The sequence below is a fragment of the Halobellus sp. MBLA0158 genome, assembly GCF_041477585.1.
Classification (GTDB): Archaea; Halobacteriota; Halobacteria; order Halobacteriales; family Haloferacaceae; genus Haloquadratum; species Haloquadratum rubicundus.
In genome coordinates this window covers 66,972-92,074 of record NZ_JBGNYA010000002.1, presented here as the reverse complement: position 1 = coordinate 92,074, position 25,103 = coordinate 66,972, and the positions used below count along the sequence as shown (strand labels likewise).

At 65.0% G+C, this 25,103-nt stretch carries 19 protein-coding genes and 1 pseudogene; 14 read left to right on the top strand and 6 right to left on the bottom strand.

Features of this window, described 5'->3' with window-relative positions; genetic code table 11:
• The first annotated feature begins 14 nt into the window (after positions 1–14).
• The gene (locus OS889_RS16310; RefSeq protein ID WP_372391841.1) at positions 15–1,349 is read left to right on the top strand and encodes a 5'-deoxyadenosine deaminase; all 1,335 of its coding nucleotides are present in this window, start codon (positions 15–17) and stop codon (positions 1,347–1,349) included.
• Positions 1,350–1,382: 33 nt separating this feature from the next.
• On the opposite strand, the gene OS889_RS16305 is transcribed toward OS889_RS16310, so the two are convergent.
• Positions 1,383–2,795 carry an amidohydrolase family protein gene (locus OS889_RS16305; protein ID WP_372391839.1) on the bottom strand — a complete coding sequence of 471 codons (1,413 nt, stop codon included), beginning with the start codon at positions 2,793–2,795 and terminating at the stop codon, positions 1,383–1,385.
• Between the two features lie 321 nt (positions 2,796–3,116).
• Between OS889_RS16305 and OS889_RS16300 the strand changes: the two genes are divergently transcribed.
• The 9 genes from OS889_RS16300 to OS889_RS16260 all read left to right on the top strand — a co-directional run bounded on the left by OS889_RS16300 (position 3,117) and on the right by OS889_RS16260 (position 12,607).
• Positions 3,117–4,766 (top strand): ABC transporter ATP-binding protein, encoded by a 1,650-nt coding sequence (locus OS889_RS16300; RefSeq protein ID WP_372391836.1) that lies wholly within the window; start codon positions 3,117–3,119, stop codon positions 4,764–4,766.
• Complete coding sequence (locus OS889_RS16295) at positions 4,766–5,872, top strand: ABC transporter permease (RefSeq protein WP_372391834.1); 1,107 nt, start codon at positions 4,766–4,768, stop codon at positions 5,870–5,872. Before OS889_RS16300 ends, OS889_RS16295 begins: the two co-directional genes overlap by 1 nt.
• On the top strand, positions 5,872–6,870 hold the full coding sequence (locus OS889_RS16290) for an ABC transporter permease (RefSeq protein ID WP_372391832.1): 999 nt from the start codon (positions 5,872–5,874) through the stop codon (positions 6,868–6,870). The genes OS889_RS16295 and OS889_RS16290 overlap by 1 nt, the downstream gene beginning before the upstream one ends.
• 275 nt (positions 6,871–7,145) lie before the next feature.
• Positions 7,146–8,297, top strand: coding sequence for a BMP family ABC transporter substrate-binding protein (locus OS889_RS16285; protein ID WP_372392009.1), 1,152 nt, complete (start codon positions 7,146–7,148; stop codon positions 8,295–8,297).
• A gap of 123 nt (positions 8,298–8,420) precedes the next feature.
• Positions 8,421–8,816, top strand: a complete 396-nt coding sequence (locus OS889_RS16280; RefSeq protein WP_372391830.1) for a RidA family protein — start codon at positions 8,421–8,423, stop codon at positions 8,814–8,816.
• A 62-nt stretch (positions 8,817–8,878) separates the two neighbouring features.
• Positions 8,879–10,240 carry an aromatic ring-hydroxylating oxygenase subunit alpha gene (locus tag OS889_RS16275; RefSeq protein ID WP_372391828.1) on the top strand — a complete coding sequence of 454 codons (1,362 nt, stop codon included), beginning with the start codon at positions 8,879–8,881 and terminating at the stop codon, positions 10,238–10,240.
• Positions 10,237–10,794: an aromatic-ring-hydroxylating dioxygenase subunit beta gene (locus OS889_RS16270; protein WP_372391827.1), complete on the top strand. Its 558-nt coding sequence runs from the start codon at positions 10,237–10,239 to the stop codon at positions 10,792–10,794. The genes OS889_RS16275 and OS889_RS16270 overlap by 4 nt, the downstream gene beginning before the upstream one ends.
• Before the next feature lie 2 nt (positions 10,795–10,796).
• Positions 10,797–11,300 (top strand): hypothetical protein, encoded by a 504-nt coding sequence (locus tag OS889_RS16265; RefSeq protein WP_372391826.1) that lies wholly within the window; start codon positions 10,797–10,799, stop codon positions 11,298–11,300.
• A gap of 2 nt (positions 11,301–11,302) precedes the next feature.
• Positions 11,303–12,607, top strand: coding sequence for a 5'-deoxyadenosine deaminase (locus OS889_RS16260; protein ID WP_372391824.1), 1,305 nt, complete (start codon positions 11,303–11,305; stop codon positions 12,605–12,607).
• A 29-nt stretch (positions 12,608–12,636) separates the two neighbouring features.
• Here the strand turns inward: OS889_RS16260 and OS889_RS16255 are convergent, their stop codons facing one another.
• The 4 genes from OS889_RS16255 to OS889_RS16240 form a co-directional block, all read right to left on the bottom strand.
• Positions 12,637–13,065 (bottom strand): cupin domain-containing protein, encoded by a 429-nt coding sequence (locus tag OS889_RS16255; protein ID WP_372391821.1) that lies wholly within the window; start codon positions 13,063–13,065, stop codon positions 12,637–12,639.
• A gap of 79 nt (positions 13,066–13,144) precedes the next feature.
• Positions 13,145–14,830 (bottom strand): adenine deaminase C-terminal domain-containing protein, encoded by a 1,686-nt coding sequence (locus OS889_RS16250; protein ID WP_372391818.1) that lies wholly within the window; start codon positions 14,828–14,830, stop codon positions 13,145–13,147.
• Entirely contained in the window at positions 14,823–17,282 is a 2,460-nt protein-coding gene (locus OS889_RS16245; RefSeq protein ID WP_372391816.1) for a xanthine dehydrogenase family protein molybdopterin-binding subunit, read from the bottom strand. The genes OS889_RS16250 and OS889_RS16245 overlap by 8 nt, the downstream gene beginning before the upstream one ends.
• Entirely contained in the window at positions 17,279–17,821 is a 543-nt protein-coding gene (locus OS889_RS16240) for a (2Fe-2S)-binding protein (RefSeq protein ID WP_372391814.1), read from the bottom strand. The genes OS889_RS16245 and OS889_RS16240 overlap by 4 nt, the downstream gene beginning before the upstream one ends.
• A 419-nt stretch (positions 17,822–18,240) precedes the next feature.
• Here OS889_RS16240 and OS889_RS16235 point away from each other — a divergent pair, with 419 nt between their 5' ends.
• A complete protein-coding gene (locus OS889_RS16235) occupies positions 18,241–19,254 on the top strand; it encodes a DUF8073 domain-containing protein (protein WP_372391812.1) in 1,014 nt (337 codons plus the stop codon).
• 125 nt (positions 19,255–19,379) lie between these two features.
• Positions 19,380–20,249 carry an FAD binding domain-containing protein gene (locus OS889_RS16230; RefSeq protein WP_372391810.1) on the top strand — a complete coding sequence of 290 codons (870 nt, stop codon included), beginning with the start codon at positions 19,380–19,382 and terminating at the stop codon, positions 20,247–20,249.
• Between the two features lie 411 nt (positions 20,250–20,660).
• Here OS889_RS16230 and OS889_RS16225 read toward each other — a convergent pair whose 3' ends face one another.
• A complete protein-coding gene (locus OS889_RS16225) occupies positions 20,661–20,807 on the bottom strand; it encodes a hypothetical protein (protein ID WP_276274261.1) in 147 nt (48 codons plus the stop codon).
• Positions 20,808–20,851: 44 nt separating this feature from the next.
• Here OS889_RS16225 and OS889_RS16220 point away from each other — a divergent pair.
• Positions 20,852–22,155: pseudogene (locus tag OS889_RS16220) on the top strand (RNA-guided endonuclease InsQ/TnpB family protein).
• 242 nt (positions 22,156–22,397) lie between these two features.
• The gene (locus OS889_RS16215) at positions 22,398–24,560 is read left to right on the top strand and encodes a type B DNA-directed DNA polymerase (protein WP_372391807.1); all 2,163 of its coding nucleotides are present in this window, start codon (positions 22,398–22,400) and stop codon (positions 24,558–24,560) included.
• Positions 24,561–25,103: the final 543 nt, after the last annotated feature.

Here is a 25,103-nt window from a genome sequence, read left to right as displayed (position 1 = left end):
ACCTCCTTGGGGATATGCTACTCACAGGGACCGTCGTCGCGGACTCGCGCACCGTCATCGAAGACGGTGCCGTGGTCGTCGACGGCTCACAAATCGCGGCCGTCGGTCGTCGGGCCGATCTCGCGGAGCAGTACCCGGACCGACCGACGGACGCCTACGATCTGCTGCTCCCGGGGTTCGTTGGCGGTCACGTCCACTCGGTCCAGAGTCTCGGACGGGGAATCGCCGACGACACCGAACTGCTGGACTGGCTGTTCGACTACGTCCTCCCGATGGAGGCCAGCCTCTCCGCCGAGGAGATGGCGGTCGCGGCCAAACTCGGCTATCTGGAACTGATCGAGAGCGGGACGACCACCTGCATCGACCACCTTTCGGTCGCCCACGCCGACCGCGCATTCGAGGCCGCCGGGGAACTCGGTATCCGCGGCGTCCTCGGTAAGGTACTGATGGATCAGCGGTCGCCCGAGGGTCTCGAAGAGGAAGCCGACGCGGCGCTCGCGGAGTCCGAGCGGCTGATCGACGCTTATCACGGCGCGTTCGAGGACCGTATCCGCTACGCGGTCACCCCGCGTTTCGCCGTCTCCTGTACGGAAGCGTGCCTCCGGGGCGCCCGCGACCTGGCCGACGCGCACGACGGCGTCCGGATCCACACCCACGCCAGCGAGAACCGCGGCGAGATCGAGACCGTCGAGGGCGACACCGGACTGCGGAACATCCACTGGCTCGACGAGGTGGGCCTCACGGGCGAGGACGTCGTGCTCGCCCACTGCGTGTGGACCGACGAGAGCGAGCGCGAGGTGCTCGCCGAGACCGGCACGCACGTCACGCACTGCCCCTCGTCGAATATGAAGCTCGCGAGCGGGGTTGCACCGATCGAGGACTACCTGGAACGGGGCATCAACGTCGCGCTTGGCAACGATGGGGCGCCGTGCAACAACACCTTGGACCCGCTCACGGAGATGAAGCAGGCGAGCCTCCTGCAGAAAGTCGAGCGGCTGGACCCGACCGCCACGCCGGCCCGAACCATCTTCGAGATGGCGACGGTGAACGGCGCGACGGCGGCCGGCTTCGAGAAGCTGGGGGCGCTTCGGGAGGGCTGGCGCGCCGACATCATCGGGCTGGACACGGACCTCACCCGGGCCGTGCCGCTCCACGACGTGTTCTCACATCTGGTCTACTCGGCGCACGGCGACGACGTCCGATTCACGATGGTCGACGGGAACGTGCTGCAGCAGGACGGCGAGGTGACGGTTGTCGACGCCGATCGGATCCGGCGCCGCGGCGCGGAGATCGCGTCGGGGATGGACCTCGACGCCGAGCGCGAGGCCGCGGCGTCCCAGAAGCCCTGAGGTCCCGCCCGCCGGCGTGCGGAGGATCGTCGGCTACTCGTATCCGGTCCGTTCGACGAGGTCCGTCGCCGCCGCGGCCGCTCTCGACAGGAGGTCTTCGAGATCGACGTCGAACGATTCGATCTCGCGGTCCGCCATCACGACTGATCCGGCGCAGAGGACGGTTTCGACCTCGAAGCCCTGTGCGGCGTGGACTAAGGCGAACACCGGATCCGGGCAGGGCGTCAGGTGCGGGTGATCCAGGTCGACGATCGCGAGATCGGCCTGCTTGCCCGGTTCGAGCGACCCCAGTTCGTCGCCGCGGCCAATAGCGCGCGCCGCATCGATGGTGAGCATATCGAACGCCTGTTGGGCCGGGACGACGCCCGGATCGCGGTGGTAGCCCTTGTGGCCGCCCGCCATCGCACGGACGTCGCCGAGCGGATTGACGGTGTCGCTCAGGATCGAGTTGTCAGTGCCGAGTCCGACAGTGACGCCGGCGTCAAGCATCTCGACGACCGGCGCGTAGCCTGTCGCGAGGCGCATATTCGCCATATAGTTGTGTGCTACTGACGTGCCGCTCCGGGCGAGGAGTCGGACGTCACTCGCCTCGATCTGAACGCAGTGGCCCAAGAGTGCCCGTTCACCGAGGTAGTCGACGTTCCGGAGGTACTCGATGCTAGAGATGTCGCGGCTCTCTTCGGCCTCGGCCTCGGCGACATGGACCGTCGTCATCACGTCGTACTCCTCCGCGAGTTCGTACGCCTGGCGGAACCCCTCGTTCGTGGTTGTCTCAACGACGACGGGCGCCGGCCAGACCGCCTGTCGCCCGCCGGCGCTCCTGTCGTACGCCTCGATCAGCGACGCTACCTCGTCAACGACGGCCTCGGTCTCCACGACGAAGATGTCGAGAGGCGGGTGATCTACGTCGGGTTCGCGCGCCTGGATGTCCTCGACGAGTTCCTGAAACTCAGGAATGGCAGCGCGATCGACCATCCCGGCGCCGTAGACGTTCCGGATCCCCGAGCGGTCGTAGACGTCCAGTTTCGGCTCGATCGTCGACCAGTCGTCCCACAGGACCTCGGTATCGTTCTCGACGAACGTCGTCACGCCGGCCCGGATGGCCTCGACGCAGTACAGCGTCGCCGCGAGGGCGTGATCCTCGGGCTCCATCGCCAGCGTCCCGGGGCGCTTCACGTTGTAGAGCCAGTCCAGCAGGCCACGATCCTCGGCGAACGATCCGCGGAGCAGGATGTCCGAGACGTGTGTGTGGGGGTTCACGAGCCCCGGGATGATCGCCCCGCCTTCGGCGTCGATCACACGGTCGGCGTCGGCTGTAACGAACTCCGCGGCGGGACCCACAGCCACGATCATCTCGCCCTGGACGGCGACCGCGCCGTCCTCGATCACCGTCCGCTCCGGATCCTGCGTGACGACGCGCCCGTTCGTGATCAGCAGGTCAGTCATCGCTCCGCTCCGGGGATCGCGCATCGGTTTCCATATCCCGGAGTCCGGGACCACGGAGAAAAGCGTTCGCCCGGCAACAACCGCCGGACCGCGCTCGGCGCGTGGGGCTTGCGGCGGCGGGCGCCACACGTGTGGCATCCGTGTGGCGCCCGCTGTGGGACAACCCCAAGCTGCGCCCAGATTCGAGGGGAGGAGAGACGGCCGCACCGCACTTGACGAACAAAGTAGTGTTTCGAATAGCGGTATCGGAATGTCCGTTAATATCGCCAATGAAACAGAGCTTATATGGAATAAGCGCGATCAGCCGTACAATCACAGACTATGAGTGAGGATGCGTTCGTCCGGTTGGCGGACATCACGAAGACCTTCCCGGGGGTGGTCGCGAACGACGAGATCTCGATGTCCATCCGGAAGGGCGAGATTCACGGGCTCCTCGGCGAGAACGGCGCCGGCAAGAGCACGCTGATGAAGATCCTCTATGGGCTGTATTCGGCCGACAGTGGTGACGTCTGGATCGATGGCGAGCGGGCCGCGATCGACTCTCCGCAGGACGCGATCGACGCCGGCATCGGAATGGTGCACCAACACTTCAAGCTCATCCCGCGGCTCTCGGTCGCGAAGAACGTCGTCCTCGGGATGCGCGAGCCAGCGAGCGCGTTCAGGGCCGACGGCGACAACGACGGCTTCGTCTCGTCGCTCACGACGAACCGGCTGGTGCAGGGCCTCGCCGCCCGGTTCACGCTGGGGCTTGATGTCCCGGAGGCGCGGATCCAGTCGCTCGCGGACGACTACGGGTTCGACATCGACGTGACCGCGCCCGTCTGGCAGCTCGACGTGGGCGAGCGCCAGCGCGTGGAGATCCTCAAGGCGCTCTACCGCGACGTCGACCTCCTGATCCTCGACGAGCCGACCGCTGTCCTGACGCCCGCGGAGGCCGAGCGCCTCTTCGAGACGCTCCGCAAGCTCAGCGACCAGGGGCTCTCGATCATCATCATCACCCACAAGCTCAAGGAGATCAAGTCGATCACCGACCGCGTGACGGTCCTCCGCGACGGCAGTCGGATCGACACCGTCGAGACCGCCGACGTCAGCCGCGCCGACCTCGCCAGGATGATGGTGGGCCGCGACGTACTCTTCCAGATCGATAAGGATGAATTGACGGCCGGTGAGCCCGTCTTGGAGGCGTCGGACCTCCGCACCGACGACGACCGCGGGATCGAGGCCCTTTCGGGCGTCGACCTGACGGTGCACGCGGGGGAAATCGTCGGCATCGCCGGCGTCAGCGGTAATGGCCAGATCGAACTCGCGGAGTCATTGGTCGGGATCCGTCCCGTGACCGACGGAACGATCCGGATCGACGGCGCGGATCTGACCGGCGCCCCGCCCCGGGCGTTCATCGAGCACGGCGTCTCCTTCGTCCCGGAGGACAGACACAAACACGGCTGTGCCGAGTCCCTCTCGGTGATGCACAACGCGATCCTGAAGGGCTACACGGACGAGGCATTCGGCGACGGAATCCGCCTCGACTACGACGCATCGGCCAACTACGCAGAGACGCTCGTTGAAGACTTCGACGTGCGCGGCGTCAGCGACGTCGCGGAGATGCAGGCCGGCGAGCTGTCCGGCGGCAACCTCCAGAAACTGATCCTGGCGCGCGAGATGGACCGCGACCCGAAGCTCCTCGTTGCCAATCAGCCGACAAGGGGCGTCGACGTTGGCGCGATCGAGTACATCCGCGAGGGGCTCCTCGAGCAGCGGGACCAGGGGACCGGCATCCTCCTGCTCTCGGAGAACTTAGACGAGATCTTCGACTTGAGCGACCGTATCCTCGTGATGTACGAGGGCGAGTTCGTCTACGAAGTGACGCCTGAGGCGGCCGACCGTCGCCGGGTCGGCCTCGAGATGAACGGCGGCGAGGCGGGCGGCGCGGAGCCACAAGTGGCCGTCGACGGCGGCCGGAGTGAATCCTGATGCAGGTCGACGTCGACCTGGAAGCCCGGACGGACGTCCCCCGGTGGATGGCGTACGGGACGCCGGTCTTCACCGTGCTGGCAGCGCTCTCGGTGAGCGCCGTGGCGCTGGCGGCGCTGGACGTGGATCCGATTGCCGCCTACGAGATTATGTTCGTCCAGACGCTCACTACGGAGTTCGGGCTCACCGAAACGGTCGCAAAGGGCGTCCCGCTGATCTTCGCCGGGCTGGCGGTGTACCTCCCGCTGAAGGCGCAACTCTGGAACATCGGGGCGGAGGGACAGCTGTTCATCGGCGCCGTCGCCGGGACCTGGATCGGCCTGAACGTCTCGCTGCCGATCCTCGCGCTGCTGCCGCTGATGTTCCTCGGGGCTGGTCTTGCTGGCGCGCTCTGGGTCGCGATCCCCGCCTGGCTCCGCGCGAAGTGGGGGATCAACGAGATCATCACGACGCTGCTCTTTACGTTCGTCGCCGCCGATCTGAAGAACTACGTCGTCCGCGGGCCGATGCAGGCACCCGGGGCAAACTTCCCCCAGACCGCACAGCTCCCGGCCGCCGGCCAGCTCCCGGTCATCCCGGGGATCGGCTTCCCGTCCGGTATCGTGATCGCCGTCGTCTTCGTCGCGCTGACGTACCTGCTCGTGAACCACACGAGGCTGGGATACGAGATCACATTCATCGGCGCCAACGACCGGGCGGCCGAGCAAGCCGGGATGAGCAAGTACCGGATCTACCTGTTCGTACTGATGGTGGGCGGCGCCTTCGCGGGTTTCGCCGGCATCAGCGAGATCTCCGGCGTCCAGACGCGACTCCGGGCCTTTTTCGCTCCCGGTTACGGCTTCACGGCGATTCCGATCGCCCTCCTCGGTCGCAACGGCGCCTTCCGGGTGCTCCTGGCGGCGCTCTTCTTCTCCGTGATCTTCGTCGGCGGCTCGAGTCTCCAGACGCTCCTGAGCGTGCCGGCCGCCATCGTCGATATCATCCAGGCGCTCATCATCCTATTTCTGATCACGGCGGAGTTCTTCAAGCGCTACCGCGTGAGCCTCTCGCTCGGACGCGATCTCAGTGACGAGCCGCGCGGCACGCGTCCGGAGGGTGAGGTCTGATGGCGGGCGCCGGCTTCTTCGCGGGCCTCGCGAACGCGACCGTCAACGCGAGCACCGTCCTCATCCTCGCCGGGCTCGGCGAACTGATCAGCGAGCGCGCCGGCGTTCTCAACCTGGGCGTCGAGGGGATGATGCTCGTCGGGGCACTGACCGGCTTCATCACCACCGTCGTCACGGGGAACTACTGGCTCGGGCTGGGCGTCGCGATCCTCGCGGGCGGGGCGATGTCGCTCATCCACGCCTTCCTCTGCATCTCGCTCAACTCCGATCAGGCCGTGAGCGGGATTATGCTGACGCTCCTCGGCACCGGGCTCACGACGTTCTTCGGCAACAGCTACTCCGGTAACTCCGTCTCGGGGTTCCCCGAGCGCACGCTGCCGCTCATCGGCGACCTCCTCGTCGAGATCCCGGTCCTGGGGCCAGCGCTGTTCCAGAGCACCGTCACCGACTACGCAGCGCTGCTTCTCGTCCCCGTCGTCTGGCTGTTCCTCTACCACACGAACATCGGGCTCGAACTCATCTCGGTTGGCGAAGACCCCGAGACGGCGGACACGATGGGCGTCGACGTGTTCAAGATGCGGTACCTCGCGGTCATCATCGGCGGGGCGCTGGCCGGCGCCGCGGGCGCGCATCTCTCCTTGGCGTTCAATCAGATCTGGTCGGCCTCGATGACCGCCGGCCGCGGGTGGATCGCCGTCGCGCTGGTCATCTTCGCGCGCTGGCGCCCCGAGCGGATCCTGCTCGGCGCGTACCTGTTCGGGCTGTTCAACGCCCTGCAACTCTACTCGCAGGCCCTGGACTTCAGCCTCGGTGCCGGCGCGCCGCTGGCAGGGGTGCTCAACCCGGTTATCGACTTCGTGATGAACCCCACCATTATGTCGACGTACCCGTACCTGGCGACGTTGCTTGTGCTCGTGATCACCGTCATCCGGGCCGAGAACCGGGAGCTCGCCCAGCCCTCCGCCCTCGTCCAGTCGTACAGTCGCGAGACCGACTGAGGTCCGCCGATCGGCAGGGGCTGGGCGACCGTGAAGTCGCCCGTGCACCGGGACCGATCGGGGACTCCGTCACCGGCGTCTCCGTCGCCCGCTAGCCCCGTCGACACACCGTGCGTTTTGTGTGCCACATTCCCACCGATCGGCTCCCGCGACTCCGAAAAACGGCCTTATTGAGAATGTTTATAATCCTGTATCGTAACGTGGTGATGTAATAGCTTGAGCGATTAACACGAAACATTCGTGGAACAAATAAACAAATAATTATAGATACTCGTATACTAATGAGCAAGCAGATACTGACGCGACGAGACGCACTGAAAGCCGCCGGCGGAACGGCCGGCATCCTCGGTCTCGCGGGGTGTTCGGGCGGTTCCGACGGGGGATCCGGCGACGCAACCGAATCGAGCGGTTCGACGGAGACGAGCGGATCGACTGGGACGACCACGTCGAGTTCGGGCGAGGAGGTCAACGCGGCCTTCATCTACCAGGCCGAAGTCGGCGACGTCGGCTGGGACCGCGCCCACGAGGACGCCAGACAGATCGTCACGGAAGAGTACGACTGGCTGAACACGGAGTTCTCGGAGGCGGTGGCACCCGGCGACGTCCAGCGGGTAATCGAACAGTACATCTCCAGCGGGATGGACGTCATCTTCGGGACGACGTTCGGCTATATGGACCCGATGGCGAATATGGCCCCGGAGTACCCCGACACGATCTTCGAGCACTGTTCGGGCTTCCGGACCGAGGAGAATATGGGCCGCTACTACGGCCGGCTCTACCAGGCGCGGTACCTCTGCGGGGTCGCCGCCGGACTGCTGACGGAGACGAACCAGCTCGGCTACGTCGCCGCATTCCCGATTCCGGAGCTCATCCGGCAGATCAACGCCTTCGTCGAGGGCGCACGCAGCGTCAACCCCGACGTGACAGCCGAGGTCAGGTGGACCAACGCGTGGGTCGACCCGCCGGCGGTGACACAGGCGGTGAACGCCCTCACGAGCAACGGCGCCGACGTGATCAACAACCACCAGACGACGACCGCGGCGACCCAGACCGCCGCCGAGAACGAGGCCTGGGCGTTCACCTACACCACCTCGATGGCCGAGGCCGGCGGCGACTACTACGGGAACTCGGCGGTCTTCAACTGGGAGGAGTTCTACGCACCGACGCTGGAAGCCATCCACGAGGGGTCCTGGGAGTCCGATGCCTACTGGGACGGCCTCGACGCCGGTGTGGTCGGCCTCGGCGACTGGGGGCCGCAGGTCCCCGACGACGTGATCAGCGAGGTCGAGACGGTCCAGGAGGAACTCGAGAGCGGCGACCGGACCGTCTGGCAGGACACCGAGTTCGAGGGCGAGTCCGACAGCTTCCTCTTCAGCGAGATGCAGAGCTACGTCGAGGGGGTCAACGGCGAGGTCCCGAGTTCGTAACCTCGGCGTGCCCCAGTTTGGCACATCGATGTGTCGGGCGACACAGCGCTGTGGGGCCTGAGGCCCGATCGACGCGGACCGTTGGCCGACGGGATTTAGATGGGTTCCGCCCGCAGCAGGACCGTGAAGCGAACCATCGACACGCCCGACAACGCCGACGTCCTCGGCCCGTACAGCCACGGAACGACCGACGGATCCGTACTCTACACAGCCGGACAGATCCCGATCACGCCGTCGGGTGACGTGCTCGCCGACGACCCGATCGGCGTCCAGACCGAGCAGTCGCTCTCGAACGTCGAACGGATCCTCGCGGCGGCCGGACTGACGACCGATCACGTCCTCAAGACGACCGTCTATATGACCGACATCGGCGACTTCGACGGGATGAACGAGGTGTACCGCTCGTTCTTCGAGTCGGAACCGCCGGCGCGGACGGCGCTGGAGGTGCAGCGGATCGCCGACGGTGCGGACATCGAGATCGAGGCGGTCGCCACCGTTCCGGACGCGGCGTCCGAGTGAGCGTCTGGGTCGACCCACAAATTATTATTCTGTACTGGTATGGGTGAGTAACGTCAATGAATATGCCGAGCAGATCTGACGAACCCGACAGTATCTCTGACATAATCGAACGAACCGGAGACGCGATCGAATCCGGGCGGTATCCGCTCGCAATCACGAACAACCGCGACCTCTACGAGCTCGAGCGCCGGCGGATCTTCGGGCGGGCGTGGATCTATCTGGGGCACGTCTCGGAGTTTGCGGAGCGGGGCGACTACGCGCGGCGGTACATCGGCGAGGACCCGTTCATCGTGACCCGCGACGAGACCGGGGAGCTTCATGCCTTCCTCGACAGCTGTATGCACCGCGGCGCGCAGTTCTGCACGGCCGAGAACGGCAACACATCCCACTTCAGGTGTCCGTACCACGGGTGGACCTACAAGAACGACGGCTCCCTCCAGGGGATGCCGCATATGGCGGAGGCCTACCAGGACCTCGACGAGGACGAGATCTCGTTGGAGGAGGCCGAACTCGACACCTACCAAGGGCTCGTCTTCGGGCGGATCGCCGAGGAGGGCCCGGACCTCGAGGCGTATCTCGGCGACTTCACGTGGTATCTCGACGTCCTCTTCGGAACGACCGAGGCGGGGATGACCGTCGTGGGCGAACCGCACCGCTGGGAATCGGACCACGACTGGAAAATCTCCGCGGACAACTTCTCGGGGGACTCCTATCACGTGCTCACGACCCACCAGGCCGGCCTCGAAACGGAAAACCTCGCCCGGGGCCCGTGGGAGGAACTCGACGACTTCCCGGCGGCGTCGTATCTCGCGTGTACCGACCGCCACTCGATGGGTTACTACCTCTCCGCGGACGCGGACACGTATATGGGATACCCCAAGGAGATCGCCGATCACCTTGACGACGATCTGACGGCCGAACAGCGGGAACTGTTCGGCCGCTCGGTGTTTCACTTCGGCACGGTCTTCCCGAATATGTCGATCATCCACGGCATCCAGTCCGGCGGGTGGGGCGGGCCGTGGGCCTGCATCCGGAAGTGGAACCCCCGCGGTCCGGGGACGACCGAGACGACCAGTTGGTGGCTCATCCCGAAGGAACTCGCCGACGACGAGTCGTTCCTCGAAGACTCCCACCGCGGCTGGGAGAGCCTCAGCCCCGGCGGCGCGTTCGAGTCCGACGACCTAACCATCTGGGAGGGCATCTCCGAAAGTAGCGGGGCGGTGACGCACGAACTGCGGGACACTCGCGGAAATATGCAGCAGGGGATCGGCGCGATGACCGACGAGGTGGAGCCGATCGACGATCCGCTGCACGGCCCCGCTGAGGTGACCTCGAAGGGACTGTACTTCGACGAGCGCAACTCCCGGACGATGCTGCGGTCGTGGTACGAACTGATGCGCGAGGACGGGGAGGGGTCGGCGTGAGCTCACCGCGGCCTGCGACGGCGACGACCGTTGACGCCGAGACCCAGCATCGCGTCGAGCAGTTCCTCTACCGCGAGGCGGAACTGCTCGACACCTTCGCGCTGGAAGAGTGGTTCGAACTGCTCGACGAAGACGTCCGGTTAGAAGTTCCCGTCCGATCGGCTCGCCACCCGGGCTCCGAACGGCCGGAGTTCAGCGAGGAGACGAACTATCTCAGGGAGGACTACGAGATGATCCGTGAACGGGTCGGCCGGCTGGCGAAGGAGTACGCCTGGTCGGAGAACCCCCGTTCGCGGATCAGACACGTGATCGGCAACGTCCGAGTGTTGGAGACCGATGGAGACGAACTGACCGTCGCCAACAACCAACACGTGTTCAGGAGCTACGGCGACACGCCGGATCACGATCTGCTCTCCGCGCAGCGACACACGACGCTCCGCAGAGAGGGACCTGCCGGTGCCGACGGCGAGTGGAATTATACAATCGGCCACCGGACCGTCTACCTCGATCATGCCGTATTGAACACGAAGAATCTGACGCTCCCGCTGCTCTGACGATGTCCGAGGAACACATCGTCGGCGGCACGCGGCGGACTGCCGAACGGCGACTCGTGGCCGGTGAGGAGTCGGTCGTGGTCAGGAAACTCGTCTCGAAAGGCGAGCGCCTGGAGATCGACGACGGCGAACGGAGCGTTAAACTCGACGCGCTCCTGCTGGAGGGGCTCTCCTGGCAGCGCGATCGGGACGCGATCGACGACCGCATCGACTCGGACACGGGAATTGCCACAGACCCGGCCGCCGAGGCCGTCGAGGACCCCGACCCGGCGGATCCCGACGACGCGATCTCTGTCTCCAGCGAGTACGCACACGTGCTTGTCGCGGATGTGGCGACCCCCGCAGGCGATGCTCTCGTCGTTACGGCGCCAGGGCGGGGGAGTACGACTGTCCTCGGCATCCGATCGCTCCGCGACCTTGCGGCCGTCAAGGACACCTTCGCGTTCTCCGTCTGGTTCCGGACCCCCTTCGGGCCGGAGGACACCCCGGTCGAGGGGCCGCTGTAGCGATGCTGCTCTCCGGCACCGTCGTCGCCGACCACCGGACCGTGATCGACGAGGGGGCGGTGGTGGTCGTCGACGACAAGATCGCGGCCGTCGGTCCCGCGGCCGACCTCCGCGAGGAGTTCCCCGACCACGAGCACCGGGCGTTCGACCTCCTCACGCCGGGGTTCGTCCAGACCCACGTCCACTCCGTGCAAAGCCCGGGACGCGGTCTCGCGGACGACACCGACCTCTTCGAGTGGCTCGAGGATCACATCCTCCCGATCGAGGCGGGGCTGACCGGCGACGAACTGGCGTTGGCGTCGACGCTCAGCTACGTCGAACTGCTCACCAACGGGACGACCTGCTGTATCGATCACCTGACGGTCGATCACGCCGCTCGGGCCTTCGAGGCCGCGGCGGAGACGGGCATCCGCGGGGTGCTCGGGAAGGCGCTGATGGACCGCAACGCGCCAGACGGACTCCAGGAGCCGACCGAGGCGGCGCTGTCGGAGACGCGCTCGCTCGTCGAGCGGCATCACCGTTCGAACGGCGATCGCCTCCGGTACGCCGTGACGCCGCGGTTCACGCCGACCTGCTCTACGGCCTGCCTCCGCGGGGCCCGCGAGATCGCCGACGACTACGAGGCGGTGCGGATCCACACGCACGCCAGCGAACACGACTCCGTCATCGAGAACGTGACCGCCGAGCGCGGGATGGGCGACGTGGAGTGGCTCCACGAGGTGGGGCTCACGGGCGAGGACGTCGTGCTCGCGCACGTGATCCTGACGAGCGAACGCGAGCGCGACCTCCTCGCGGAGACGGGCACACACGTCGCTCACTGCCCCTCCTCGAATATGAAGGTGGGCGCGGGCATCGCGCCCGTCGTCGACTACCTCGATCGCGGGATCAACGTCGCGCTCGGCAACGACGGCGCACCGGTCAACAACACTCTGGACCCGCTCGCCGAGATGCGGCAGGCCGCGCTGCTCCAGAAGGTCGCCCACGAGGACCCGCGGGTGCTGCCCGCGGAGACGGCGTTCCGGATGGCGACCCGCAACGGGGCGGCTGCGGCAGGATTCGAAAACGTGGGCGCGCTGCGGGAGGGCTGGCGCGCCGACGTCGTTGGAATCCGAACGGACACGAGTCGCGGCGTCCCGCTTCACGACGTCTACTCGTATTTGGTCTACGCGGCCACCGGCGAGGACGTGCGGTTCACGATGGTCGACGGCGAGGTCGTGGTCGAAGACGGGGCCGTGGTCAGCGTCGACACGGAGAGGGTCTATCGTCGGGCCCGCGAGGCGTTCGAGGGGCGCTCGTGGGGCGCGTGAGTCGCAGCCGGTTCCGCGCCTCCGCGCGATCAGTCATCGTCGTGATCCGCCTTCGCGACGACCGGCTCGGACTCGAACGTCGACTCAACGGGTGCGGTTCCGAAGACGCCGACGAGCTCGGCCATCTCGGTTCCGTTGTTCCGAACTCGGTGTTCGGTCTCGGCCGGGATCACAGTCAGCGACCCAGCCGAGACGGTGGTCGTCTCTTCGCCGATGGTCGCTTCGACACTGCCTGTGAGTACGAACAGGAGTTCGGCGGCGGCGTCGGTGTGTGTCCCGATGCGATTCCCCGGCTCGATCTCGTTGTAGACGACGGTGAACTCGGTCGCCGCCGCAGTCGTCCCGCCGGGGCGATCGGGACTGAAGGGAAAGCCCGCCAGCCAGCGCGCCGCGGGTTCGCCTCCGTCGACGGCGTCCAGATCCAGTTCATCGAACCGCACCGTCTTCGGTTCCTCCATACGCGGCGCTCGACGCACAGCCGCATAGGTGTTCGGTGCCTTTAGAGATCGCGACGCCCGAGATCGCTTGACCCGCGGATCACTCGACCACGACGTCGACGTACGATGCACTCTCAACGTCGACGAGCCCCTCGTTCGTCAGCCGCAGTGCGGGGATGACCTCCAGCGAGAGGTAGGTCACCTCCAGGAGCCCACCGGGGACCGACAGCCCGATTTCCACCGCCGCCTCGGCGACGGCCTCGAACGACCGGGCCGTCTCCACGAGTGGTTCGTCCGAGAGCAGTCCCGCCCTCGGCAGCGGAAGCGTGGTGATCGCCTCGCGTTCGGGATCGAAGACGGCGATGCCGCCGCCGATCTCACGGAGATGATTCGCGACCGCGGCCATCGACTCGTGGGTGACACCGGCCACGATCAGGTTGTGGGCGTCGTGGGCGACGGTCGTGCCGACCGCGCCGCGGTCGAGCCCGAGGTTGTGAACGAACCCGCGGCCGACGGTACCGGGCCCGCCGTGGCGTTCGATCACCGCCATCGGCAGGATGTCCGCCTCAGTATCGCCGACCAGGACGCCGTCGGGCGCATCGGCCGTCTCGATTTGCACCGAGGCGATCCGCTCCTCAGTCCGGAAGCTGCCGACAGCGGATTCGACGCGAACGTCCACGGGACCCGGCCCCGGGTGTTCGATCGCCAACTCGGCGGGCGTCACGGGGTCGAACGAGACCGTGTCGGTGGGGATTGCGGAGTCGGTCGGCGGCGAGTCTGCCACCGGATCGACGACGCCGTCGACGATCACGTGGTTGACCGACCAGGACTCCAGCTCCGAGAGCAGCACCAGGTCCGCCGGAGCGCCAGGTTCGATCCGGCCGAACGGGAGGTCGTACGCCTCGGCCGTGTTGATCGTCGCCATCTGGACCGCGGTGACCGGATCGACGCCCAGTTCCATCGTCCGCACGACGGCCTCGTTGATCCCGCCGCGTTCGAGCACGTCGACGGGATTGCGATCATCGGTGCACAGCGAGAGGCGGCGCGGATCAACCTCGTCAACGAGATCGACCAGATCCGCGAGGTTCCGGCTCGTCGATCCCTCGCGCAGGTAGACGCGGAACCCGGTTTCGGCCTTCGCTCTCGCTTCGTCGAGCGCGACGCTCTCGTGGTCCGTGTCGAGATACCGAGCGAGTTCCTGGAGGTCGTCACCGGTCATGCCGGGAATATGTCCGTCCACGGTCAGATCCCGGTCGCGCGCCGCCTCGATCTTCGCGTGGACCGAGTCCTCGCCGGCCAGCACGGCGGGCAAGTCCATCACCTCGCCGAGCGCGACGGCCCGTTCGCGGCCGAGCAGATTCGCGGCCGCGGCGGGGTCCACGATCCCACCGGCGTCCTGCAGTTCCGTCGCCGGGACCGACGACGGGACGGTCAGCCGCGGTTTCAGCGGCGTCGCGTCCGCGTCGTTGTCGAAATCGCGGACGCCGGCGGGCCCCAGCACGTTCGCGATCTCGTGGGGATCGTGGATCACACTCGTCACGCCGTGGGGGATGACCGCCGCCCCGTACGCCGGGAGCGGGACCATCGAGAGTTCGACGTGCGTGTGGGCATCGATCAGTCCGGGCGTCACGTACTCGGCTTCGAGCACCCGGTCAGCCGGGCGCTCTGCGAGCGCCACGATCTCGCCGTCGTCGATGGCCACCGCGCCCTCCGCGGCGACGCCGGTGGTGACGTCGACGACCGTCCCCCTGACGAGGAGATCGACCGCGTCGGTCGAGTCAGACATCGTCGGCACTCTCGCGTCGCTGATCCAGCGCGGATTTGACTTTCTCGGGCGTGATCGGCAGATCGGTGATCCGGACGTCGACAGCCCGGCGGATCGCGTTGCTCAGCGCCGGCGGGACGGCGTTCGTCGGAACCTCGGCGACGGACTTCGCGCCGAAAGGGCCCGTCGGCTCGTGGGTCTCGACGAGGATCGGCGTCAGCGGCGGCTGGTCCGCCGTTCGTGGCATCCCGTAGTCGCGGAAGCCGGCGACGTTCGGTCGGCCCTCCTCGTCGAAGGTGAGCTCGCCGCCGGCCGCTAGCTCGTAGCCCATATGCATCGCACCCGTGATCTGTCCCCTCGCAAGGTCCGGGTTGATCGCGACGCCGCAGTCGACCGCACAGACGAGTTCGTGTACCTCGAACTCGCCGGTCCGCTCGTCCACCGTCACGTCGGCGAACTGCGCGGCGAACGGCGGCGGCGACTCGTCGGTGCTGTGGCTCGCCTCCCCCATCACCTGCTCGCGGACGTCGTCGCCGTAGATCGACGCGTACCCGAGATCCTCCAGTGTGACAGATGCCCCGCTCGATTCGGCGTGTACCGCCCTATCGTGGGCGACAAGGTCGTCGACCGGTTCATCGAGCAGCCGCGCGGCGACGGCGAACAGCTGGTCGCGGGCCTCCGTCGCAGCCTTCCTTACGGCTTGTCCGGTCACGTACGTCGTTGAGGAAGCGTACGCGCCGTAGTCGAACGGCGAGACGTCCGTGTCCGACGGCTGCACGAGGATGTCTTCGGGGCGGGCCCCAAGCACCTCGGCGGCAATCTGAGCCATCACGGTATCGGCGCCGGTGCCGAGGTCAACGGCGCCCGTCTGGAGGATGAACGAGCCGTCCTCGTTCATCTTGATGTGCGCGGCACCAAGTTCGTCGCCCGGAATGCCGCTGCCCTGGGTGGCGAGCGCGACACCGCAGGCCCGGTGGCGGTGGTCTTCCGGCGGCTGGTCGACGTCGTCCCACCCGATCGCCGCCTTGCCGCGCTCGATGCACTCGTCGATGCCGCACGAGCGGATCCGCCGACCGTGGCCGTCGCCCGGTTTGAGAATCGCCGATGCGGTCTCGACATCGCCCTCTCCGATCAGGTTCCGCCGCCGGAACGCGATCGGATCCATTCCGATCTCCCTAGCGACTTCAGCAATGTGCGTCTCGACGGCGAAGTGGCCCTGCGGCGCGCCGTACCCTCGCATCGCGCCCGCGACGGGGAGGTTCGTGTGGACGGCCGTGGCGTCCAGCCGGAGGTTCGGCGTGCCCGCGTACAGTGGAAGCGGCTTCTTACCGACCGAGACGGCCGCAGTCATCCCGTGCGGGCCGTAAGCGCCGGAGTTGGTTGTAACCGACATATCGATCGCCTGGAGGTCGCCGTCGTCGGTCACGACGCTCCGGATCCGACCCCTAGATGGTCGCCGAAAGCGCATCGCGTGGAACTCCTCGGCGCGGGTCGCTTCCAGTTTGACCGGCCGATCGGCGGCGATCGCAAGCGCCAGCGCGATCGGTTCGATCACCATCGACTGCTTGGAGCCGAACCCGGCCCCGATTTGGGGTTTGGTCACGCGGACGTCGCGGATCGGGACGTCGAAGAGGTGCGCCAACTGTCGGCGCACGTGATAGGGGACCTGGGTACTCGAGACGAGGTGGTACCGGTCGTCCTCGTCGCGGCGCGCGATAGTCGTATGCGGTTCGGGCACGCAGTGGGACTGATACGGGGTCTCCCACGTCGTTTCGACGACGGACCGGTCGTCGCGCTCGGCCGCCGCGGCGAAAGCCGCTTCGACGTCTCCGATCTCCCCCGCGAGGTGAGCCTCGACGTTTCGGTCGTAATCCGCGCCCGGCTGGACGTTTTCCACCGCGTCGGGGTCGTGAATCCGCGGCGCGTCTTCGCCCACTGCGACGTCGGGATCGAACACGGCCGGGCGCTCCTCGTATGTGACGTCGATCGCCCGGGCGGCGGCGCGCGCGGTGCCGGTGTCCGCAGCGGCGACAGCGGCGATCGGGTCGCCGACGTACCGGACGTGCCGTCGGAGCGCGCGCAAATCCCTCGGCGATGGTTCCGGATACGACTGGCCCGCCGAGGTGTAGGGTCCGTCCGGAACCTCCGGCGAGTCCGGCGTGAGGACGGCGTAAACCCCCTCCATCGCCTCCGCGTCGCTCGTGTCGATGTCGGTGACGACCCCGTGGGCGATGTCGGAGCGGCGGACGGCGGCCTCGGCGAGGTCCGGGAACCGCCCTCCGTAGTCGGCGGTGTACTTCGCCTCGCCAGTGACGATCTTCCGCGCGTCGCGTTTCTCTGCGGCGGTCGACACCGCGTCGCGTCCGGCCGCGCTCGATACGTCGTCCGGCGTATCGCCATCTGCCGAGTCGGGTTTGGAACTCGACGTCGACGCGGCGTCCTGATCCCCGCCCGGACCGTCCGGCCGACTCATTCCTGGACTCCTTCGTAATCACAGGCGGTACACTGTTTCCTTTGCCGGCCACCGTCGGTCGCCGCATCGGAACGGTCGCCGGCAGCCAGTCGGTCCGCCGCGTCGACCACTGCGGACACGATATTTTCGTACCCGGTGCACCGGCAGAGATTCCCCGAGAGCGCCTCCCGGATCTCGGCCTTCTCGGGGTCGGGATTCTCAGCGAGCAGTGCCTTCGTCCGCATAATCATTCCCGGGGTGCAGAAGCCACACTGGAGCGCCGCGTTGTCGACGAACGCCGCCTGAATCGGATGAAGGTCCGCTTGAGTCCCCAGATTCTCGATCGTCTCCACCGCGCTTTCATCCGCTCTCGCGGCCGGCCGGATGCACGATTTCACCGCGTCCCCCTCGACGAGGACGGTGCAGAACCCACAGTCGCCGGTTTCACAGCCGCGCTTCGTACCGGTGTATCCGGCCCGCCGGAGGACGTCCAACAACGAATCGGATCGGGAGGCGTCAAGTATGATCTCCTCGCCGTTCAGCGTGAGTCGGATCTCCATCTCACACGCTCCCTCGCATGGTTCGGCGGCCGCAGCGACCGGTTCGTTTCATACACGCAGTGCTATATGCACGTTTTTTAACCTTTCTATCAAAATTACTGGAATATATCTCACAGATTCTATTACAAGTGCCTGAGTAGCTAATTAAGAGACTTACCGGAGAAGAAGCTAAAAATCAGGTTTGAAGAAGTTTTTCGGGGTGATGGCATACCTGTGGTACATCTCCCACTCGTTCCGGAATCGAGGGGGGGTAGTTCACCTCCCCACCGATGCCGGGGATCTCACCCCTTTATTGGCTGTTCGTTTATATATACACCAAATAATACTGTATTATTCAATCTGAATTCGATAATCAAAAACGATCGAGAGGAAGATTTATTAAATTGTGCCCGTGATCAATCTTCGGTAAGAGCACTACTATGCGAGTCAGTACCGCTTTCAAAGAGTTATCAGAGGTTCTCGGACGACTGGAATCGTCCGACACTGTCATCCAACACGCTGGGATCGATCAGGACCTATCGGACTCCGATACATCTGTCACTGCCGATCTGGTCGTCGATGTTCCGATTCTGTCCGAGGCGGACGACGACGTCGTCTCAATCGAACTCGCCGACGCGACCGTCCAAGACGGCAGCGTCGCCGTCGAATTGTCCGTTGCGGTCTCGGGCGAGTCGATCGGACCGGCGCCGACTGCGGAACCCCGGGCGGCCGACGCCGACGGACGCCCGTCCGCGTCCGCTGCCGTCCCCGAGTACAAGGATCCAGAAGCCCTGGAGGCTGTCTACGAGCAGTACGACACCTTCCCGGAGATGACCGACGCGCTCAACGTCGACGTGACTTCCGAGACCGTGCGACGACATATGGTCAAGCACGACATTCACGACCCGGCGGACGACACGCCGCAGTCGTATGCCGACGCAATGGCTCGCAGCGACATGTCGGTCAGCCGCGACGCGGACGGGTCGGAAGCCTCGACCGTATCGACACAGTCGAAGGAGTCGACTTCGACCACGGCCGACGCCGATGCGGAGGGGGCCGCCCGCCCCGAGGCGGATTCGGACGGCGAGTCGGCCGCACAGAGCGCCGTCACCGACGGCGGAAGCGCGTCGGCGGACACCGACGCGGAAGACCGGCCACGGACGCACCGACCGGTCGGTGACGTCCTCGCCGAGGCCTCCCCCGGGCAGGAGAGTGGGGTGTCGAATGCGGACGTAGAGCTTCCCGAGCGGTTGACGGTCGCCGATCTTACCGAGGCCATCAACCGATCTCGGACGATACACGAGGTGGCCGGACAGGTCGATCTGTCCCAGTCGACGGTCAGACAGTTGCTCCAGTCTTCGGGCCTCATTCACTTCGTGTCCAGTCCGCTGGCAGCCGATCAGCTCACGGCCTCGCCCGACGAGGTACTCCGCCGACTCAACGGGGCCGAGTGATTGCTCGTTCCCATTTCCGTGGTGCGAGACGATAGCCTCGAACGGCGGTACGCCGCCGGTGTCGGTGTCTCACCGGCACCCAAACCCGGCCCGCAGACGGCGCCAGCGGTCGGAGGGAACCGCTAATGGCGACCGAGTCCTTCGAGTACGCCCGTCCCACGTCCATCGACCGCGCACTGGAACTGCTGGAGGCACATCCTGGTGCAGAGGTGTTGGCCGCCGGACAGAGTCTCCTCCCGGCGCTCCGACAGGGCGACGGTGGCCCGACTGCGGTCATCGACATCGGGGCCATCGAAGCGATGCGCGGGGTCGAGTGCGGCGATGACGTCGCGGACGTCGGCGCCCTGACGACGTACGCGACCGTCCACAAGCACTCCGAACTCGGGGAACACGTGGGAGCACTTACGGAGGCCGTCGGCAAGTCCGCCGACACCCAGGTCCGCAACACAGCAACGATCGGCGGCAACCTCGTGACCCCGTATCCCGTCTCGGACCTCTCGGCCGCGGCGGTCGCTGGCGACGCGACGCTGGTCGCGCGCAGCCGCGACGGCAAGCGACACATCGACGCCGAAACGGCGCTTACATCACCACGAGCGGGTCTCGCTGGCGACGAACTGCTCACTCGGATCACGGTTCCACTCCACGAGCAAAGCACCGGGAGCGTCTACTGCAAACGGCCGAGTCCTACCTCGCGTTACACGCTCGTCGGCGTCGCTGCACACGTCGCCGTCGAAGACCGGACGGTCGTGACCGCTCGGATCGCTGCGACGGGCGTCTACGACCGCGTCGTACGGCTCGAAGCCGTTGAATCCGCTCTTATCGGTGGAGATATAGACGATGTCCTCGTGAGCGACCTCGCGTCGCGAGCGGGTTCCGACCTCGATCCATCAAGGTTGGTGGAGGATACCGAGGCATCGGCCTCGTATCGGGCCTATCTCGTCAAGATACAAACGAACCGGGCTCTCGATCAGTCACTTAAGCAAGCCACTGAATAAAACCGCTTTCACGGCATATCCGCGGCTGCCGTTAGCGTCACTGTTACGCCTTAACCAACACTTGGTGCGAACCTCCGAGTGTGTTGGTTAACATCGACTGACGGATTCCGGAAATCGTTCCGGAAGCGGACGATGACGGACAACAAGCTAGAATGTGGCGTTGAGGACGCTTTTCGAGCCTGTTTGCTGGAGCCCGGAAGTGACACGCCGTCGCTTATCGGATTCGGATGCCCAGTGGATTGGTGAATAACAAATGTCGTTCACCATCGACTTCCTTGACGACGGCCGCATCCTAGAGTGGGAGGCAACCGCCGACGGCGCCGTCGCGACGGAGCGCGATGACACGTAGCGAGCGGAGCCAACATCTTCAGGGGTGGTCTGACCGCCAATATGGCCCTGTCTATTCACTGACTACGACTCGTCTGGACGTTCCACCGCTTCCAACCCCGCTTCGATCACCTCTCGATACGCCTCACTCAGACTGTCCATATCGGCAGCCTCCTTGTAGTCCTTCACGCGTCCAGCCAGCGTGTGGCTGATGTCGATGTTTGGTCTCATCGTCCAAAAGACCTTTAGTCAGATAATGACAAGAAACTGTTGTCGTGAGGCGAACCAACACCTTCGCGGTCAGACCGCTTACTGACGGCGATGAGCGGCTACTCCGCAAGTTGTTGGACGCCTCCGCCAGTCTCTGGAACGAACTAAACTACGAACGTCGCCAACAGTTCTTTGATGGCAAGTCAGTGTGGGACACCGCCGACTACCGGAAACAGTACGTCGGTGTCCTCGGCTCTGCCACCGCTCAACAAGTAATCCGCAAGAATAAGTCGGCGTGGAAGTCGTTCTTTGCTGCCCGTGAAGACAGCGAGGATGCCGCTCCGCCCGGTTACTGGGGTAGCGAAGACGCTGGACGTGAGCTACGTACGTTTATCCGGAACGACCAGTACACGCTTGAGCTCGGCGAGCGGAGTCGAGTCGAGATCCCTGTAGGGCAAGATCTGAAAGAGAAGTACGGACTCGGATACTACGAGCGACTCCGTCTGGAACTTGTTGGGAACCCGAAGTGGGACGGCGAGAAAGGGCAGCTGGAAATACAGTACGACGAAGTGAGCGACACGTTCAGAGCCTTTCAGCCCGTCACAGTACCAGATTCGCAACGGGATTCACCATTAGCCGACGAATCGGCTGCTTTGGATGTGGGCGCAAACAACTTCGTCGCCTGTACGACGACGACCGGCAAACGGTTCCTCTACGAGGGTCGCGAGTTGTTCGCTGACTTCCGTGAGACGACCGAAGAGATCGCCCGTCTACAATCTAAACTCCGCGAGGGTCGGTACAGCAGTCAGCGGATTCGCCGACTGTACCGTAAGCGAACGCGTCGCCGTGACCACGCGCAGGAAGCACTCTGTCGTGATCTGATGGAACGGCTGTATGATGAGGGCGTAGCAACGGTGTACGTGGGCGACCTTACTGACGTGCTCTCGACACACTGGCACCCAGAAGTCAACGAGAAGACCCACCAGTTCTGGGCACACCGCTCGTTTGTCGACCGTCTCAAAGACACTGCCGAGGAGTACGGAATCCTTGTCGAAGAGCGGTCAGAGGCGTTCACGACGGCAACCTGTGTCGAGTGTGGCGAGCAGGTGGAAACAGAGCGTTATGGCGACGTGTTTCGGTGTTCGTGTGGACACGAGAGCCACGCTGATCTCGACGCCTCACGAACGTTTCTTGAACGGGAGACTGGCACTGAATTCGAGACAGGGTCGATGGCACGGCCCGTGCGCCTCACGTGGGACGACCATGAATGTCGGAGTCACCACGCTCTCCCGAGAGGGCAAGTCCCAACGAGGAGCGCACATACCGGAGTACCGGCGACGGGAAACTTGCCTCCGTGGGGACGGCATAGCCCACAGCCTCACCGGAGGAATCCCACGGTTCAGCCGTGGGAGGATGTCAATACACCCCACGCTTCTACGTCTTCCCTCACGCCCCAGAGGCCGACCCCGACCTTACGATCCTCCAGTCGGTGTACGACCAGCATCCGTCGTCGCCACGACCGAGGAGGTTGCGAGAAAGAACATCGTTCTCTGAAATCCGGAAGTGACACGCCATCGGTTATCCGGAATACCAACTATTGGGTCTACAGGAATGCCGTTCACAATCGACTTCCTGGACGACGGCCGCGTCCTAGAGTGGGAGGCGACCACCGACGGTGCCGTCGTAACAGAACGAGACAAGTACACCCCGCGTTTCTACGTCGCCCCTCGCGACCCAGCTGCCGACCTCGACCTCACGACACTCCAGTCAGTGTACGACCAGCACCCAGACGTCGTCGCGACCGAGATGGTCACGCGACGCCCCGGCTTTCGACGAGACGAGGAGGCCGTTCTCGCAGTCGACGTTGCCCACATCGATCGCGTCACTCCACTCGCCCGGCAAGCGCGCCAGCTGTCGGCCTATCCAGTCGGGGATCTCGCCTGTTTCAACGTGGACTTTTCGCGAGAGTTTCGGTACTGTCTGGAGACCGGCGCCGATCCGACGCCGGCGAGCGAGCTGTCGACGCTTCGGCTCAGCGTCCCGGTGACCGAAACGAGCAACGACGTCTACGAGGAACTGTCCGTCGCCGACGACACCGTCACCGGCTCGCCGATGGAGATCCTGACCGCCGTCCAGGGGGCGCTCGACGCACACGATCCAGATGTCCTGGTCTGCTCGACGAGCGAGATCGTCCCGGCCCTGTACGAGATGGCGACGGACGCCGGCGTCGACGACTTCTCGCTGAGTCGGTGGCCGGACGTCGATTATCAGCAGCTCGCGAGCCGGTCGACGTACTCGAGCTACGGCCGCGTCGGCCACTCGCCGGCGAGGTACAACGTACCCGGGCGGGCAATCATCGACGAGTCGAACACGTTCTTCCACGGGGAGACGAACCTCGACGGCGTCCTCGACCTCGTGTCGCGCTCAAAGAAGCCCGTCCAGGAGCTCGCGTGGGCGTCGATCGGGAACGTCCTCACGGCGATCCAGATCTGTGAGGCCCACGACCGCGGCGTCCTCGTCCCGTGGAACTCCTGGCGCCACGAATTCTACGAGCCGATGGGGACGCTCCACGATGCCGACCGCGGCGGCTTCATCTTCGCGCCCGAGGTCGGCCTCCACGAAAACGTCCACGAACTCGACTTCTCCTCGTTGTACCCGAACATCATCTGTACCCGGAACGTCTCGCCGGACGTCATCCGATGTGACTGCCACAGCGACCGCGACGACGTCCCCGGGCTCGGGTACTCGATCTGCGACGAGCGAGGCTACCTCGTCGACGTCCTCCAGCCGATCATCGACGCTCGCGACGAGATCAAGGCGGCCATCCGTCGCGAGAAGGATCGAGACGACCCCGACGAGGAGCGGTTGGCGGAGCTTGAGGGGCGGTCGGGCGCGCTGAAATGGATCCTGGTCGCCTGCTTCGGCTACCAGGGGTTCAGCAACGCGAAGTTTGGCTGCATCGAGTGTCACGAGGCAATCAATGCGTTTGCTCGCGAGATTCTGCTGACGGCGAAACAGCGCCTGGAAGCCGGCGGCTGGCGGGTCGTCCACGGCATCGTTGACTCCATCTGGGTGACCCCGGATCCCGACGTCGACGACAAGGACCGCAAGGACCTCGAGGCGCTCGCGACGGAGATTACCGAGCGCGTCGAGATCCGCCTCGAACACGAGGCTCACTACGACTGGGTGGCGTTCGTGCCGCAGCGCGAGAGCGACGCTGGCGCGTTGACGAAGTACTTTGGGAAGGTCGCCGGCGACGAGTTTATGATACGCGGGATCGAAGCTCGGCAGCGCTCGACCCCATCGTTCATCGAGGACGTCCAACGGGACTGTCTCGAACGGCTCGACGCGACTCGATCTCCGGACGCCGTACTCGACCGTCTTCAGGACGCCATCGATCGGCTCCACGCTGGAACGGTGCCGGTCGAGCAGCTCGTCGAACGGAATCGTGTCTCCAAGCCGCTGGAGGGATACACGCAGAACACACGGAACGTGGCGGCGCTGAAGCGGGCACGGGACCAAGACCTCGCCATCCACCCGGGACAGAACATCGAGTACGTAGTCGTCGATGACGAGAAAAGCTCGCGAGAGCGGGTCGCGTTGGCCCACGAAGAGATAGAGTCGTATGATGCGTCGTACTACGAGGCGCAACTCGTCAGAGCTGTCGAGAGTGTGCTGGCACCGCTTGGCTGGGGCCGCAGCGAGATCCGGCGGAAGATCGCTGAGACTCGAAAAACGAAGCTGACTGCCTTTACCCTGAATCACGAGGGTTAACCAACATTTCCGGGTATATCGGTTTTGTGTTGGTTAATATCGTTTCCGGCCACGTACTGCTGGGCTCCGGTGCAACCCAATAGGGCCAAGACGAGATTACCTGATCACGGTGGGACGGGGACGGCAGGTAGTAAAGAACACGGCAGCAGGCGACACACCTCTATCGATGTGTTTTGTGCTGGTCCCCAGGGAACCGAGCCGAAAGGTCACGCCACTAGTCGTGGAGAAGTCAACCGCGACTCGAGAAGCGAAGCTAGCCGAAAATACAGACACCCCTCTATCGATGTGTTCCATAGGTGGACGCGAGGTGTTTGACCGAATACAAACGATATCGACATCAATGAATTGGAGAAATTATCGAGTAGCGTTGCTCTATTTGCCGTAAAGCGAATCTATGCTAACGAGAACTGAAACCGGTTAGGAGGAGAGAAAGCCGACACATCGAACACATCGATAGAGGTGTGTGTGAGTGTGTTCTAAAAAGCTAGAAGAAAAGAAAGAAATTCATTTCTCAAGGTTTGGGGATTTAGTCGGCTCGTAGGT

Coding starts and splice junctions, on each gene's coding strand:
- OS889_RS16290 (WP_372391832.1), top strand. CDS start 5,872: ATGGCGGGCGCCGGCTTCTTCGCGGGCCTCGCGAACGCGACCGTCAAC.
- OS889_RS16260 (WP_372391824.1), top strand. CDS start 11,303: ATGCTGCTCTCCGGCACCGTCGTCGCCGACCACCGGACCGTGATCGAC.
- OS889_RS16245 (WP_372391816.1), bottom strand. CDS start 17,282: ATGAGTCGGCCGGACGGTCCGGGCGGGGATCAGGACGCCGCGTCGACG.
- OS889_RS16250 (WP_372391818.1), bottom strand. CDS start 14,830: ATGTCTGACTCGACCGACGCGGTCGATCTCCTCGTCAGGGGGACGGTC.
- OS889_RS16310 (WP_372391841.1), top strand. CDS start 15: ATGCTACTCACAGGGACCGTCGTCGCGGACTCGCGCACCGTCATCGAA.
- OS889_RS16225 (WP_276274261.1), bottom strand. CDS start 20,807: ATGAGACCAAACATCGACATCAGCCACACGCTGGCTGGACGCGTGAAG.
- OS889_RS16305 (WP_372391839.1), bottom strand. CDS start 2,795: ATGACTGACCTGCTGATCACGAACGGGCGCGTCGTCACGCAGGATCCG.
- OS889_RS16295 (WP_372391834.1), top strand. CDS start 4,766: ATGCAGGTCGACGTCGACCTGGAAGCCCGGACGGACGTCCCCCGGTGG.
- OS889_RS16215 (WP_372391807.1), top strand. CDS start 22,398: ATGCCGTTCACAATCGACTTCCTGGACGACGGCCGCGTCCTAGAGTGG.
- OS889_RS16275 (WP_372391828.1), top strand. CDS start 8,879: ATGCCGAGCAGATCTGACGAACCCGACAGTATCTCTGACATAATCGAA.
- OS889_RS16240 (WP_372391814.1), bottom strand. CDS start 17,821: ATGGAGATCCGACTCACGCTGAACGGCGAGGAGATCATACTTGACGCC.
- OS889_RS16265 (WP_372391826.1), top strand. CDS start 10,797: ATGTCCGAGGAACACATCGTCGGCGGCACGCGGCGGACTGCCGAACGG.
- OS889_RS16255 (WP_372391821.1), bottom strand. CDS start 13,065: ATGGAGGAACCGAAGACGGTGCGGTTCGATGAACTGGATCTGGACGCC.
- OS889_RS16230 (WP_372391810.1), top strand. CDS start 19,380: ATGGCGACCGAGTCCTTCGAGTACGCCCGTCCCACGTCCATCGACCGC.
- OS889_RS16300 (WP_372391836.1), top strand. CDS start 3,117: ATGAGTGAGGATGCGTTCGTCCGGTTGGCGGACATCACGAAGACCTTC.
- OS889_RS16235 (WP_372391812.1), top strand. CDS start 18,241: ATGCGAGTCAGTACCGCTTTCAAAGAGTTATCAGAGGTTCTCGGACGA.